Genomic DNA, 14,397 nt, shown 5'->3' on the forward strand with positions numbered 1-14,397 from the left:
TCGGCCCGTGATGAAAAACGCTGCGACTCGGCGAGCCGAATCTTCAGATCACTCCGGTACCGCGGCAGCCTGCGACTCAAGTTCGGTCCGCTGCGCGGGCGGGATCTTCCCGAGCAGGCCGAGCCGGTCATATGTATCGAGCATCGAGCGGGCCTGAATTCCCTGATAAACGGCGTCAGACTCGATGATCTTGCGCCCCATGATTTCTTCGAGGCGTGCCTTGGTGTAGACCGGACGCTCCGCGGCAGTCGCCTTGGTGCCGTATTGATTGAGGTTAGAGGCGAAAATCCCGGCGGCGCTCACCGGAAGAAAGTCCTCGTATCGGAGCCCTTCGATCTGCGCGAAACCCTGCGAAACGAGGTCGCGCATGTCGGTCGATTGCACGGAGCCGTTCGCCGCAAGTCCCTTCGCGGTCGGCGCGAATCGGCCATACACAATATTTTTCTCAGCGAGTTCGCGCAGCGTCTTTGGGAACGGAGCGAACGCTCCCGCTGATTGCGATTCGTATGCCGCGAAATCCCTTTTGACGATCGAAGGGTCTTTGTCGCGCTGCGCGTCGTTCTGCGTGAGGCACTTGTCGTACAGATCGCGTCCGGCGGGCGTCGTGGCGTAGAAGCGCTGTTCGATCTCGCCGAAGCGCGCGGTGTGCGTAGTGTCGACGACGGTGCCGTCCGGATTCGTGAATGTCACCCGCTCGGTCAGCGCCTTGTAGGCATCCTGGCGCAGCAGGACCGGTGTGTCCTGGCTCGGCCCTTCCGTGAAGTCTTTGAATCCGGCGTGTTTAAGTTTCGAAAGCTGAAGATCAGGCTCGGATAGGCGCTTCGTCAGCGATTCGACGAGTGAAGCAACATCTCCGGCGTTCGCCTCCGCCATCGGCAGCGCATCGATCTGTTCGCGCGTCAGGTGTTTGAAGTGCAGCTTCATGAAATCACGGTCGGCGAACTTCCGAAGGCGCGATAGCGTCGTCGTCGCGCGCTTGCGGAAATCTGACTCCGGCAATTCACCCATGCAGAACTTCATTGCCGCCGTGTACAGGTCCATTGAGAACGTGTTGGGTGTGAGGTGATTGAGGTGGTGTGATTCGAAGCACGCGATGTCCGCGGCAATCTTGAATCCCGCGTCGCAGAGGTCCTTGTAGAGTCGGTAGTCGCGAGCCTTGCCTGTCCACTTGAAGATGCGCTGCGTCGCCTCGCGGATCAATTCATTCGCATCGTTGTCGTCGAGCCCGCCTTGCTTCTCGCCTTTTTCGATGAGCTGCTTTGCGCGATCGGAAAAAACGTTGCGCGTCGCAAGAAGCTTCTCGATGCGTGAGCGCGTCTGCTCGTCGAAGTAATCGGTGAGCAAGAGCGACGTGAAGACGCGGTGCTCGGGGTTGAGCACCGAGCGGAATGCGGTGGCGATGATCGGCTGGCTCTTGGCGCCGACGTTTGCCATGTCGTAGAAATTGTGCGGCTCCATCGCGAACTGGTGGAAGAACCGCGCGATCCAGCGGTATTCGTCCGGCCGACCGATGCGGATCGCGCCGTGGCGCTCGCCGCTGGTTTTTTCGAGCTGCGCTTCGGAGATGGAAAACCCCGGGTATTTCTTTCCGAGCAGCGAGCAGACGCATGTGTTGCACACTTTGTTGACGAGCAACGCCTTGTCGTAGAGAGGCACTTCCTTGCCGAACATGCTCGAGAGCTCGGCGAAGAGGCGGTTTTGCATCTGGACCTTGTCGGCGAACACTGCCATGTTCAAGCCCTCCGTAACTCACCAGCCTCGGATCACAGAATTGAAGGCCGCATCGGATGACGTGTCACCATACATTGGGAATAGTGTCAGGATTCGCCTAAAAGCCGCCGTCGAACGGCTCGTGCCAAGGCGATGGCCGCTTCCGGCTTGTGGTCGAAGAAGAGCTCCGGTTCCGCAAGCTCGCATTCGATGGTGCGGGGTTGACCGATCGCGTCACGAACGACATCGACGCGGCAGAACACCGGCCGCGCCGGCAATGTTGCAAGAAGTGCTGTCGCCAAATGAGATTCTTCGCGCGGGCACTCCGCGAGTGTGGTCGAGCCTCCGAATTCGGCTTGCACTCGAAAGTCTCCGGACTTGGTTCGCTTGCGCACCGTGTGGGAAAGCCCACCGTCGATGAAGACGAGGGACAATTCTCCTTCGCTCAGCACCGACGGTTGGAATTGCTGCGCAACCAGCGGGCCGCGGAATCCGGCGTTTTCACTTCTCCAGGCTTCGAGATCCTGCCGGCTTTGAATGCGCGTTGTGCGATACGCGGTAGCCCCAAATGCCGGCTTGAGAATCCAATCGTCCCATGGGCTCGAGAATCGGTCGAGTTCATCCTGCGACGGCAAGGCAATCGTGGGAATGCTGGGTATGCCGCGCGATTCCAGTTCGATGAGCGATCGCTTGTCAAGGGACCAGAGAACAAGCTCGGCATCGTTCCAGACGTTCGTTCGTGCGGCGGTGGACTGGACCCACCGGATGAAGTTTGCCGGAGTCTCGTGCCAGTCCCAGGTCGAACGGATCAGCACCCCGGAGAATTCGGTCCAATTCGCACTCGGGTCGTCCCACGCCACGCGCAAGGCTTCAATACCGACCGCTCGCAACGCGGCGACAAGCGGCGCATCGGCACGCTCCGCGAGAGTGTTTCCGCGGCAAGTGGCGATCGCGATGCGCTTCGATACAGTCAATCGATAAAGGTACGCTCGCTCACTTTCGCGTCGCAACAACAACGCGCGGCTTGTTCTCGAGATCGTTGAGAACTCGAACGGCATCGAGAAGCGGATTTGCCGCTGCCAGTTCTTCGGCTTGCCGGAAGCGTGACTCGGCGATCTCGATGAGCAGCATTCCGCCGGGCTTGAGCAGTGGCGGGGCGCTCTCGAGCAGCCGCCTCAGAAAACCGAGGCCGTCGGCACCGCCTCGCAATGCGCCGTGCGGTTCGTGATCTTTCACGTTCGGCGCGACCGCTTCCCATTCATCGTCGGGGATATACGGCGGGTTGCTGACGATGTAGTGCAGCGATTCGTGTGCGCCGGCGGCAGGATGGGCGAGCAGCGGGGCGGTCAGGTCTCCCTCCAGCAACTCGATGCGATCGATGACTCCGTGCCGAATGGCGTTGAGCCGTGCGACCTCGAGCGCATCGGCCGAGATGTCGGTGGCGATCGCGCGAGCCATCTTCATGGAATAGAGCAGCGAAGTCGCGATGCAGCCGGAACCGGTGCAAATGTCGGCGAGCAGCACCCCGTCGCCCGAGGCGCCGCCGAATCCCGGCGTGTTTCGGGCGTGCTGGAGCACATATTCCACGATTGTCTGCGTCGCCGGGCGTGGAATCAGCACGCGCTTATCCACACTGAACGGAAGCCCGAAAAACCACGCTTCTCCGACGAGATACTGCACAGGTTCGTGCTTGAGCGCGCGGGAAACCAGATCGCGCAAGTTGTTCCGCTCGAGTTCCGTCGCAGGGCGATCGGGCTCCATGTAGAGCCGCAAGCGCTGGCACCCAAGCACGTGGCTGAGGATCATCTCCGCCATGAGCCGCGGCGAATCCAGACCGTTATGCATGAACGCCTCGTTCATCCAGGCCAGCAGGCGGCGGGTCGTCCAGATTTGCGTGGCGGTTTCGGTCACTGACCAAGTGTAAGCAATGTGGGGTTACTTCCCCTCAAACCAATTCTTTCCCGTGTGCGCATCAACCCCCAGTGGCACGCTCAAAGTCATCGCGTGTTCCATCTTGTCCACAACAAGTTTCTTCGCGGCGTCCGCCGATTCCGTTGGCACTTCAAACACCAGTTCGTCATGGATCTGGAGGAGCATCTTCAGCCCCTTCGGGGCCTCGCCATCGTCGATGACACGCTGGATATTGACCATCGCGAGCTTGATGAGGTCCGCCGCGGACCCTTGGACGACGCTGTTGATCGCGATGCGTTCCGCGAAAGCCCGGCGCGCGGGCACATTGCTCTCGATATCGAGGATCGGCCGACGCCGGTGCATGATCGTCTCGACGTAGCCGTAGCGTTTGGCCTGTTGCACGCACTCTTCAAGGAAAGTTGTTATGCCGGCGAACCGCTTCTTGTATCCGTTGATGATTTCCGCCGCCTCGTCGTTGCCGATGTTGAGGCGCCGGGCAAGGCCGTACGGGGTCACGCCGTACACAATCCCGAAGTTCACCATCTTCGCGCCCGAGCGCTGTTCCTTCGTCACCTGATCGAGCGGAATGTGGTGGACTTGAGCCGCGACTGCGGTGTGGATGTCCGCGCCCTCATGAAATGCCTGCGTGAGCGCTGGATCGTTCGACAGGTGCGCAAGCAAGCGCAGTTCGATCTGTGAGTAGTCCGCCGTGACGAGCAAGTGACCCGGCGCCGCGATAAACGCTTTGCGGATCTCACGCCCGATTTCGGTTCGGATCGGAATGTTCTGAAGGTTCGGGTCGCTGCTCGCGAGGCGGCCCGTGGCCGCCACGGTTTGGTTGAAGCTGGTGTGCACCCGGCCTGTCTTCGGGTTGATCTCTTCCTTGAGCGCAACCAGATACGTCGAAACCAACTTGGAGAGCTGGCGGTACTCAAGAATCAGCTTGGGGATGGGGGTCGTCAGCGTCGCGTCTTCGCCGAGTTTTTCGAGAACCTCGGCGTCGGTCGAAAAGCCGGTCTTGGTCTTTTTGATCGGCTTGATGCCAAGACCCGGCGTGTTGTCGTCGGGCCGATTGAAGAGCGCCGCAGAAAGCTGCTTCGGAGAGTCGGGGTCGAAAGTGCGTCCCAGCGCCTTCTTTGCTTCCGATTCAAGCGAATCCAGAATCTGCTTCAGCTTCGATTGCAACCGCGAGCGCTGACGATCGAGCTCATCACCATCGACCTGAATCCCGTTGAATTCAAGCTCCGCGAGCACCTCGACCAGCGGCATCTCGAGGTCGTAGAACAGGCTCATCAGACCCATCGCTCGAAGCTGAGGCAGCATGACCTGCATCAGCGCGAGCGTCAGGTCCGCATCGCCCGCTGCATACGGCGTGGCGAGATCAACCGGGACCGTGTCGAACTGCCTCTGGTCCTTGCCGCTCCCGATCAATTCAGAAATGGAGGACTTTGTGCGACCCAGCAGCGCCAAACCCAGCGGCTCGAGCGCGTGCGATGAGCGCGAAGCGTCAATCAAATAGCTCGCGACCATCGTGTCGCCCGCGGCGAGCGCGTCGCCATCCTTCGCGGGCGCTGCGAATCCCTTCAGCATCACCCCCGCGCGCCGCAGCACGATCATGTCGTACTTGAGATTGTGGCCGACCTTTGGCTTCTGCTCGTCTTCGAAAATCGGCTTAAGTGCCGCAAGAACCGTTGCCTCGTCCAGGTGCGAGCCGCAGTCGGGAGATCGCACCGGAATGTATGCGCCGGTTCCGACTTTCGTGCTCACGCTGATGCCGCAGAGGTCGGCGCGCGTGGGAGAGACGTTGGTTGTCTCTGTATCGATCGCGATGACCGGCGCCGCCTTCAACTCTTTGACCAGTGCATCCAATTCTTTTCTGGACTTGATGCACCGGTATTCGCCGCCGGGGTTCGAAATGGCCTTCGGGGTTTCGAGTGCCGCAAAGAGTCCGCCGTCGAACAGCCCGCCCGGCGTGGGCTTGTTTTCTCGATTGGGTTTCGGTTCCGCGACGGCCGATCGCGAGAGTGCATCCGGCATCGGGCTCGGCAATCCCGCGGGGAGTGTCTCGCCCCGCGCGAGCATCAGCGCACGCACGTCCTCCTGGTATCGATTGAACCCAAGCTCCTTCAGGATCGGGATGAGCCGATCGAGTTTGAAACTCTTTGCCGCGGCGAGCTTCAGATCGAGCTCGACCGGTGCATCGTGCCTGAGCGTGACAAGCTGCTTCGAGAGCGCGAGGTTGGGAATCGCCTCACGGATCTTCTCACCTCGTTTTCCCTTGATTGTGCCTGCGGCGGCGATGAGCTTGTCGAGGCTTCCATGCTCCGAAATCAGCGCGGCGGAAGTTTTCTCGCCGACACCCTCGACGCCCGGGACATTGTCCACCGTGTCGCCCATCAGCGCGAGGTAGTCGATGATCTGGCCCGGGTCGAGCCCCATTTCGGCCTTGAGTTCTTCGACGCCGATCTTCAGGTCGGTGTGAACGTCATACAGCTCGACGCTCGATGCGAGCAGTTGCTTCAGATCCTTATCCTTGCTGACGATTCGCACGCGAAGCCCGGGGTGCTCACGCTGCAATCTCGAAACAATCGTCGCGATCGCGTCATCGGCCTCGAAGCCCTCGGCGCCGACTGTGGGAATCCCGAGTTCTCTCAGGATCGCGAGCGCTCGCTCCACCTGCGGTAACAAGTCCTGCGGCGGGGGCGGACGAGTTGCCTTGTACTCCGGGTACAACTCCGAACGAAACGTCTCTTTGTCGCCCGAGACATCGAGCGCCACGGCGACATAGTCCGGCGGGCCTCCCAACTTTCCTTCGCCCCGCAGCAGCTTGAGCAGCATGCCGACAAACCCGAACGTCATATTCGTGGGTTCTTTCGTGACAGGACTGGTCATCGGCGTGCGGATAGCGTGGTAAGCACGGAAGAACTGCGCGTAGCCGTCGATGAGGTAGAGCGTGGGGACAGTCGATGGGTTTGAAACGGTGGCCATTGAATTGCCGGTTGAAGCGGAAATCACGACCTCTCGCCCGATCGCCGATCTCGGGCTCCGTGCAGCACGGTGAGAATATGGACTGATCCTTTGCCGACGGAATAAATGATTCGATAGTTGCCGATGGGACGCGAACGAATCTCTTTTCCGCGGTGCCCGATGCCTGTTTCGATCGGATAGCGACGGGGGAAGACACCTAGTTCGCGGATTCGGTCCAGAAATGCGTCGTAGTATTCCAGTGCCGTTTCAGGGGCTTCTGCCGCGATGAAATCGCGTATCTGCAGCAAATCACGCTGCGCACGCGATGTGATTTTGAGCCGAAACCGCTGCATGCCTCAGGCCGATTTCCTTTTCTTCGGCAGCCTTTGGAGAGCCTTCCTGCTGTCGGACGCGAACGACTCGAAGTCCTGAACTTTGCCGGCTTTCACGTCGGCGAGGGCAGACTCGATTGCCGCGATGTCGCGCGCCCGATCGGCCAGCTCTCTCAGTTTTTGATAGGACGAGGCATCCTGCACGACGACCGCCGCCCGACCGTTGACGGTCAAGATTTCCGGCTTGCCCGTTTTTTTCAGCCGGGCAATGTGAGCTTTGGCTTCGCGCTGAAACTCGGTGAGCGGTCGGATGTCGGGGGGTTGAAACATGGCGTTCTCCAAATGTTTTATCGCTGCGATAAAACATAATAGCGCGCGACGGCTATCGGCGATCTTGCGTAGCCTCAGCGTCGTTGGCCTTTGATACGAAGTAAAAGCTCCCCTTCGCGCCATTCAGAGCATTCAAATGCGCCGCGTCATTCGAGGCTGATTCGAAATCGGGAAATACCCGAATCGCCTTGATATACCAGTCTGCGTGTGCCGAATTGAGCGGTCCAGAGCGATCCAGCAACAGGCGAATCACGACATACGCCTTGGGGTTCTCCTGTCGAACGATGGGTTGCGTGCTGGTCATCGGGTTGCCTGCTCATGCAAATCCCGGAGCCGCTCAATCATCGCATCACTCGGTTCCAGTTTTCTTCGCTTCATCGCCGCTCTCGCAACTTCCAGAAACTTCTCAAATCGGAACGGTCGTCTTCCGGTATCGGTCGACCACACAAAGCCGGTGATGCAACCCGCGACCGCAGCGGTCTGCGCGAACATGCTGCCCGAGTGCAGCACGGCGCCCGTCATGATGCGTGTGCAGATCGCCGTCTTTACATGGTCGCCGATGATCGCGCCGAGAAACTGCTGCCCTGTCTTCTCGTTGCTCATACCTGGCGCTGCGGCACAGATTACCTCGCCGTAGGTGTTCAGCAAATTGCTGTTCGTGGTTCCGGCGCCGAGATTGACCCACTCTCCGATGTAGGAATCGCCGAGATGCCCGTCGTGTCCCTTGTTGCTGTACCCCTGAAAAATCGTGCCGCCGACCTCGCCCGCCACTTTGCAGTGCGGCCCGATTGCGGTATTTCCCTTGATGAGCGCCTTGTCCAGCACCGTGCAGTGAGGGAGGAAAGCGCAAGGCCCGATCAGCGTCGCGCCGGGTCTGATCGTCACATGCTGACCGACAGCGACCGGCCCGTGCTCGAGATCGATGATCACGCCCGGATAGATCTTCGCGCTCGGATCGACCGTCAGCCCGTGTTCGCCGAAGACCGTGACTCCCGGCGGCACTTCGGGCGGCTCCGCATCGCCGAGCAATTCAAGATCGCTGGCAATGCAGTCATCGCGGAACGTGCGGACGTGCCACGGGCGGCTCAGCAGGGCGATTCCCGGCAGCTTCGCGGCCGGACTCGCTTCGATCCGCCCCGATTGCATGAATCCTCGAGCGGCTTCGGCGGAAATCATCGCCGCGACCACGTCCCCCGAGCTTTCTTCGATCACCGATTGGCCGACTTCGAGATTCGCGATCGGCTCGTAACTGATCGGGCAACGGCCGTTGATCAAAAGAATCGGGCCGGAACCATTCCCCGGCCACGAATTCACCGTCGCTGCGGGATGGCGTTCGCGCGTCAGGGCCGCAAGAAACTCCGGCGTTCGAAGCGCAATCACCTCGAGATCGAGCGCGAGTTTCATCCGGTCGAGCGTTGAGAGCGCGCCGGTGCGCACATCGAAACTCGCGCGCAGGTCCGTCAGCGGCGCAAGCCTGCCACCACCATCATCAAAGAGAATCGCTGGCGTCATCGCGGCACAGTGTAGCGACGGCGCGAACCGATCCCCCTTCTACACTCCTGAGGAAGGAGCTCGCTTGCCCGCGATCATTTTCGACTTCGATGGCGTGATCGTGGATACCGAGCCGCTTCACGAGGCCGCGCTGCTCCGCTGCGCCACCGAGCGCGGCATGTCGTTCACGCACGAACAGTACATGACTCGGTTGATTGGGCTTGCCGATCGCGATTGCCTGCCCGTGCTCTTCGCGCTCAACAGCAAAACGCCGTCTCCCGCCGAGCATTCCGCGTTCTTCACCCAAAAGAAGCGGTTGGTGCACGAGATGATCGAGCGGGGCGAGGCGAAAGCGTTTCCCGGGACGCTTGAGCTGATCTACGCTGCTGCGACCGCCGCCATTCCCATGTTCGTTTGCTCCGGTGCGATCCGGCCCGAAATCGAAATGGTGCTGCGATCACTCGACATCGCCCATTCGTTTCGTGCGATCGTCAGCGCGGATGAGGTGAAACACAGCAAGCCCAACCCGGAGGGGTATCTGAAGGCCGCATCAGCCGCGGGCGAACATCCGTCCCGATGCGTCGCTCTCGAAGACACGCCGACCGGTTCTCGCGCGGCTCTTGCCGCCGGGATGCGTGTGATCGCGGTGGGGCATTCGTTGCCGCGGAGCGCATTTCCAAAGGAGATCGCCGACTTCGCGGAATCGACGAGCGAACTCTCACTCTCCCGCGTCATGGAATCCGTTCAATAAATCGGCCGAGAATACCGGCGCTGCGCGGGTTGGTGCAGGCCAAGCGCCGCGGAAATGGGCCCCGCCGCCAGACCGACCAGGAGCCCGAGCGCGCCGGTGTAGAGCGCGCCGAACAGCCGTGAAATCAACTGATGCGTCGGCTCCCACACGATTTGCGGGGTGTAACCCGACCGAAACGTGTAGAGCGCGACAACGACGATCTGCGCCACGGCGAATCCAACCAGACACAGGAACGCGAGCGACAACGGATTGCGCTTGATCATCTGCGAGCGAAGCAGAAGCACAAACTGTCCCGCGATCAGGTATCCGAGCGCGTACGGACCGACCACGATGACGGTGTCGGCGCCGCCCTTCATCTCGTGGGGCCAGGTCAGATCGGTGATCAGCCCAAAAATGAGCGATGTCCAAAGAACCTGGCCCGGTGGCGACCCGATCGCCAGAATCATGCACAGCACGAACACGAAGCTCGGCGCCGCGCCGCCGGTTCCGATCGCGAGAGCGTTTCGAAGCCCGAGTTCGAGGGAGAAGGCGACATATCCGGCGACGAAAACGGCAATCGGATTCATCGCTTCCCTCCCGTCGTCAAAGGCGCCGACAAATCCGTGATGCGAAGCGTGACTTCGCTCAAACGCTCGATATTGACGGTGGGTACCACGGTGATCACCGTTCGTAGCGGGCTCGCCGGATCCTGTTCCACGCTCTCGACCTTGCCGAGAATGAACATCTGCGAACTCGCCGGCCACCGATCGTCGGACAGCCGAACGGTTTGCCCTGCCTCGGGCGCGGGCGCCTGAGCCCCGGATGCGGGCGATTCGACCTGGCCGCGCAGCCGTCCGTCACCCAGCGGTTCGAGCAGGCACAACAAGCCGACCCCGTTGGGCTCATCCACCATCAGCTTCCCCGCGATCTTTCCGGCCGCCTTGCTTGTGATCGGCTGCACGAGCGAGGTCGCTCCGGTCACATCCGACAGCCGGCCGACGATCTGCAAGCCGCCAGCGACGGCGACCGTGTTTTCCGAGGTGATTCCCAGTGATTCGCCCCCGCGAATCCGAAGAAGCCCGCTCGAAAGATCGGATGAGGTTCCCACGACCGGCACGAGCATCTGGCGAACCGGGAGTTCTGTGTAGATCGCCTGGCCGCGCTGCAATTCTTCGATCTGGCGCTGGAGCTTTTCGGTCTGCTGCTTCCCTCGCAGGTAGAGCGTCTTGTAGTGCTCGACTTCTTCGAGAAGAGTCTTCTCAAGATCGGTCTGGCCTTCCTGTTTGCGCTTGGGCAACAACCAGCGTGAACCGATCGAGACGACGGCGCTGCCCGGCGTAAGCACGGCGGTCGTGATGTTTCCAAACGGCTCGACCCACCGGACCCACTTCAACGGCGACAGACTCATTACGATCAGAAAGACCACCACGCCCGGAAACAACAGGCGACCCGGCCCGGTTTGTTGCGGCAGCCTCGACATTCTCCCTGTCAAGATCTCCGAGTGGTGCTGCGCCGAATTCCGTTTCGGCGTCCGAGTTCATTCCCAACACAGTCGCCTCATCGCGCCATGTTGTCTTCGAGCGCGTCCTTCCATTCGTCCATGTGTTCGAGGAACACGGCCGTGCCACGAGCTACGCACGTCAGGGGATCTTCCGCAAGCCTGGTGTCAAGGCCGGTCGCTTTCTGAACGACCTGTGGCAGGCCGCGCAAGAGCGAACCACCTCCCGCCATGGTGATTCCGTTGTCGACGAGGTCCGCCGCGAGTTCCGGCTCGGCCTTCTCGAGGGTTCGCGTTACCGCTTCGATAATCGCCGTCACCGGCTCCTGCAGCGATTCGCGGATTTCTTCGGTGGTCACGACAGTCTTGCGCGGCAGGCCGCTGATCATGTCGCGTCCGCGCACCTCCATCGTCGATTCCGGGCCCGTTGGCGAGGCGCTGCCGATCTCGATCTTGATCCGCTCCGCGGTCTGCTCACCGATCATCATGTTGTAGGTGCGCTTCATGTGGTTGATGATCGCTTCGTCCATGTCGTCGCCGGCGACGCGCACGGATTCGCACGTCGTGAGCCCGCCCAGCGAGAGGATGGCGACCTCGGTCGTGCCGCCTCCGATATCCACGATCATCGTGCCGGTCGCTTCCGTGAACGGAAGCCCGGCGCCGATCGCCGCGGCGAGCGGTTCTTCGATGAGGAAGATGCGCCGCGCCCCCGCGTTCTCCGCCGACTGAAGCACGGCTTGCTTCTCGACTTCGGTGATTCCCGAAGGAATCGAGATGACGACGCGCGGCCCGAAGATTTTGCTCTTGCCGTTCACCTTTTTGATGAAGTAGCCGAGCATCGCCTCGGTGATTTCAAAGTCGCTGATCACGCCATCCTTCAGCGGGCGCACGGCCGTGATGCCCCCGGGCGTCTTGCCGAGCATTTCCTTGGCGCGCCAGCCGACAGCGTCGCCGCGCAGGAGCTTATTTGTTCCCTTAATGACGGCGACAACGCTCGGCTCGTTCAACACGATTCCCTGACCGCGCACCGCAACGAGTGTGTTGCACGTGCCAAGGTCAATGCCCATGTCCACGCTGAAGAGGCCGAGTAGTCGATCAAAGATTGGCACCTGAACTTCGCCTCCGGCGTGAAAATGACCGTTGTGGTAGGTGGCAGGAAGAGCACGTAGCAGCCGGTGCATCCTGCCCCGGCCCCCCCCTGTTCGACCGTGTTCTGGACCTCTCTGGGGGCTCGTAATCTAGCACATATTATCGGCACTCGTCGCGCGTTGTCGCCACCCGATTCGACCCTTTGCCAAGCCCATGGACCCAAAGCAATGCCCCCCGCACGAGGCGGGGGGCAAAGGGTGTTTCCGGCGCTGAGATTCGTCCGGCGGGCTCAGTGGCCGTTCAGGGCGAAGCTTGAGGGGCTGGCGCCGGAGTTTGCGGAGTTGCCGCTGGACGCGGGCGGCGTCTTCACATCCTCGGGCTTGACCTCGATCACCGAGGGCTTGGCCTTCACGGGAGCAGTGAACCTGACCGCGCCGGCTCGGGCATCGAGGTCGATCCGGGCGCGGTTTTCATATCCGTTTTCCGTGGTCGTCCGGGAGAGCGCTTCGAGCTGCGCTTCCTGACGGGCGCGGATGTCCGACACGCGGGCGTTCACCTGATCGAGGCTCTCGGCCCGGTAGCGGCTGTGCTTGTCGATCGTCGCCTGACGCTTCGACATCATGTCGATCATGCGGTCGTTGCGGGCGATGGCATCAACCTGGCGATCGAGCTGCCAGAGCTGGCTCTGGAACTGCGACTGCTCGGTCTCGAGCTGGTCGAGCAGCGTGGAAAGGCGGCCTTCCTGCTGCGAGAGATAGCCGAGATCGCGGTCGATGTCGGAGACACGCTGGCCGAATGCCGCGGCATGCTGCTCGACGGTGTTCACTTTTGCATAAGCCTGATCGATGCCCAGCGTCTCACCCGCGAATCGCACGGCGAAAACCGGGGCACTCGAATCATTACCGGAAGTGAGCATGCCGTTCGTGGTCGAACGAAGCGACTCGGCCTTGGCGAGCATGCCCTTGAGCGAAGTGAGATCGGCCGAGGCGAGTTCCATCGCCCGCTGATTCACATCGTGATCGCGATTGAGCTGGCTGATCTGGGTGCGAAGCTCCGCGAGATCGCCCCGGACATCCGCGATGCGGGCGGGGTACTGCGCTTCGAGCTTGCGAAGCTGGGCACGAAGGGCCACGGGGTCCTTCACATGCTTATCAATCTGGCAGTTGATCGAGTCACGGGTCTGGGTGACGAGCGCGAGAGCGCGATCCGGACCAGCGATCACGAGGCCGGCCCCGGCAACAAGACCGGCGATCAAACCGTAGCGAACAAGTCCTTTGACGAAGCACATGGCCGAGCCTCCCTTGAGTGGGGTGTGGGGTTTGGTGCCCCGGCCTGTGTTTTCCCCTGCAGGCCGGACGGGACTAGGTCCCGCAACAACTCATTGGGAAGTGATTCGCGCGGATTTCACGCTTTGTTGAGATTTCCAACTTCACGGGAATCCCCAGCGATTTTGCCGAATCGCCTGATAAAATACACCGATACGCCGCGAGCCTGTTCTTGCCCCGAGAGGCTATTTCCGATGCTGAATTCCCTTACAACCAGCTTCGTGAATCGCCTGCGCGCCAACGACCAGGCCGCGTGGTTCGAGTTGTGGGAGACTTTCGGCCCCGTTATCCGCGCCCAGCTCATGAAGTGGGGCAAGGGCCGGATCGGCCCGGAAACCGTCAAGGATTTGTCACAGGAAACCCTCGCGGCACTCTCCGACTCCATCGACCGCTACGACCCTCGCAAGGGTGCTCGGTTCTCGACCTGGCTGCTCGCCATCGCCAAGCACGTCCTGGGAGACGAGATGGACCGGCGCGGCGCACTCAAACGCGGCAGCGGCAAAAAGACCGGCGAATTCGACGAATCGTGGATGGCCGCGGCGCGATCGGCGCTCGGCGCCGACGAGGTCTACGAGACCGCGGTCTTTCGCGCCAAGGTCGAAGCCGCGATCCGAATGGTTCAAAAAGAGAGCGATTTCACCGACTTTGCGATTTATTCCATGCGTGTGCTCGAGTGCAAGCCGGGCAAGGAAGTCGCCGAGGCACTGGGGATCAGTGAACCCACGGTCAGCCGCCGGTTAGCCAAGGTCCGGGATGTGCTCCGGCGCCGACTGGGTGAGGTCATCATGACCTATTCGTTCACACAGGAGGAATTGACCGAGGCCCACCGAAACGGGCTGGACCTGAATCCCAAGATAACTCCTGGGCCGGAAGACGACGCGCTCTTCGATGATTCCATTGCCGAGATTTATCACCGGCAGATGGAGCTCCGAAGGGCCCAGACCGTCGGGTTCTAAAGCCCCCTCCCCGAGGGAGGGGGTTGGGGGAAGGGAGGATTTCCCTCCCATCCGGTCT

General features: G+C 61.1%; 13 protein-coding genes. 2 read left to right on the plus strand and 11 right to left on the minus strand.

Features of this window, described 5'->3' with window-relative positions:
• Positions 1–48 precede the first annotated feature (48 nt).
• The 7 genes from KF691_05850 to KF691_05880 form a co-directional block, all read right to left on the minus strand.
• Positions 49–1,731, minus strand: coding sequence for a VOC family protein (locus tag KF691_05850; GenBank protein MBX3388961.1), 1,683 nt, complete (start codon positions 1,729–1,731; stop codon positions 49–51).
• Between the two features lie 86 nt (positions 1,732–1,817).
• The gene (locus tag KF691_05855) at positions 1,818–2,684 is read right to left on the minus strand and encodes a hypothetical protein (protein MBX3388962.1); all 867 of its coding nucleotides are present in this window, start codon (positions 2,682–2,684) and stop codon (positions 1,818–1,820) included.
• A 19-nt stretch (positions 2,685–2,703) separates the two neighbouring features.
• A complete protein-coding gene (gene prmC, locus KF691_05860) occupies positions 2,704–3,621 on the minus strand; it encodes a peptide chain release factor N(5)-glutamine methyltransferase (protein MBX3388963.1) in 918 nt (305 codons plus the stop codon).
• A 24-nt stretch (positions 3,622–3,645) separates the two neighbouring features.
• Positions 3,646–6,609 (minus strand): DNA polymerase I, encoded by a 2,964-nt coding sequence (gene polA / locus KF691_05865; protein MBX3388964.1) that lies wholly within the window; start codon positions 6,607–6,609, stop codon positions 3,646–3,648.
• A 23-nt stretch (positions 6,610–6,632) separates the two neighbouring features.
• A complete protein-coding gene (locus tag KF691_05870; protein ID MBX3388965.1) occupies positions 6,633–6,941 on the minus strand; it encodes a type II toxin-antitoxin system RelE/ParE family toxin in 309 nt (102 codons plus the stop codon).
• Between the two features lie 3 nt (positions 6,942–6,944).
• Entirely contained in the window at positions 6,945–7,373 is a 429-nt protein-coding gene (locus tag KF691_05875; GenBank protein ID MBX3388966.1) for a type II toxin-antitoxin system Phd/YefM family antitoxin, read from the minus strand.
• Between the two features lie 177 nt (positions 7,374–7,550).
• Positions 7,551–8,762, minus strand: coding sequence for a hypothetical protein (locus KF691_05880; GenBank protein ID MBX3388967.1), 1,212 nt, complete (start codon positions 8,760–8,762; stop codon positions 7,551–7,553).
• Between the two features lie 64 nt (positions 8,763–8,826).
• Here KF691_05880 and KF691_05885 point away from each other — a divergent pair, with 64 nt between their 5' ends.
• Positions 8,827–9,492 carry an HAD family phosphatase gene (locus KF691_05885; protein ID MBX3388968.1) on the plus strand — a complete coding sequence of 222 codons (666 nt, stop codon included), beginning with the start codon at positions 8,827–8,829 and terminating at the stop codon, positions 9,490–9,492.
• Here the strand turns inward: KF691_05885 and KF691_05890 are convergent.
• From KF691_05890 to KF691_05905, 4 genes are all read right to left on the minus strand, one after another.
• Entirely contained in the window at positions 9,486–10,058 is a 573-nt protein-coding gene (locus KF691_05890) for a hypothetical protein (protein ID MBX3388969.1), read from the minus strand. The genes KF691_05885 and KF691_05890 overlap by 7 nt on opposite strands.
• Entirely contained in the window at positions 10,055–10,951 is an 897-nt protein-coding gene (locus KF691_05895) for a hypothetical protein (GenBank protein ID MBX3388970.1), read from the minus strand. The genes KF691_05890 and KF691_05895 overlap by 4 nt, the downstream gene beginning before the upstream one ends.
• A gap of 77 nt (positions 10,952–11,028) precedes the next feature.
• The gene (locus KF691_05900) at positions 11,029–12,150 is read right to left on the minus strand and encodes a rod shape-determining protein (protein MBX3388971.1); all 1,122 of its coding nucleotides are present in this window, start codon (positions 12,148–12,150) and stop codon (positions 11,029–11,031) included.
• A gap of 197 nt (positions 12,151–12,347) precedes the next feature.
• Complete coding sequence (locus KF691_05905) at positions 12,348–13,346, minus strand: hypothetical protein (protein MBX3388972.1); 999 nt, start codon at positions 13,344–13,346, stop codon at positions 12,348–12,350.
• Positions 13,347–13,577: 231 nt separating this feature from the next.
• Between KF691_05905 and KF691_05910 the strand changes: the two genes are divergently transcribed.
• Entirely contained in the window at positions 13,578–14,339 is a 762-nt protein-coding gene (locus KF691_05910) for a sigma-70 family RNA polymerase sigma factor (protein ID MBX3388973.1), read from the plus strand.
• Positions 14,340–14,397 lie beyond the last annotated feature (58 nt).

Source organism: Phycisphaeraceae bacterium, from assembly GCA_019636555.1.
In the GTDB taxonomy this organism is placed as follows: Bacteria; Planctomycetota; Phycisphaerae; order Phycisphaerales; family UBA1924; genus JAFEBO01.

Bases quoted from the DNA above. Each gene is read 5' to 3' on its own strand.
- KF691_05910 (MBX3388973.1), top strand. From the start codon at position 13,578: ATGCTGAATTCCCTTACAACCAGCTTCGTGAATCGCCTGCGCGCCAAC.
- polA (MBX3388964.1), bottom strand. From the start codon at position 6,609: ATGGCCACCGTTTCAAACCCATCGACTGTCCCCACGCTCTACCTCATC.
- KF691_05900 (MBX3388971.1), bottom strand. From the start codon at position 12,150: ATGCACCGGCTGCTACGTGCTCTTCCTGCCACCTACCACAACGGTCAT.
- KF691_05880 (MBX3388967.1), bottom strand. From the start codon at position 8,762: ATGACGCCAGCGATTCTCTTTGATGATGGTGGTGGCAGGCTTGCGCCG.
- KF691_05850 (MBX3388961.1), bottom strand. From the start codon at position 1,731: ATGGCAGTGTTCGCCGACAAGGTCCAGATGCAAAACCGCCTCTTCGCC.
- KF691_05905 (MBX3388972.1), bottom strand. From the start codon at position 13,346: ATGTGCTTCGTCAAAGGACTTGTTCGCTACGGTTTGATCGCCGGTCTT.
- KF691_05870 (MBX3388965.1), bottom strand. From the start codon at position 6,941: ATGCAGCGGTTTCGGCTCAAAATCACATCGCGTGCGCAGCGTGATTTG.
- KF691_05875 (MBX3388966.1), bottom strand. From the start codon at position 7,373: ATGGCGCGAAGGGGAGCTTTTACTTCGTATCAAAGGCCAACGACGCTG.
- KF691_05890 (MBX3388969.1), bottom strand. From the start codon at position 10,058: ATGAATCCGATTGCCGTTTTCGTCGCCGGATATGTCGCCTTCTCCCTC.
- KF691_05895 (MBX3388970.1), bottom strand. From the start codon at position 10,951: ATGTCGAGGCTGCCGCAACAAACCGGGCCGGGTCGCCTGTTGTTTCCG.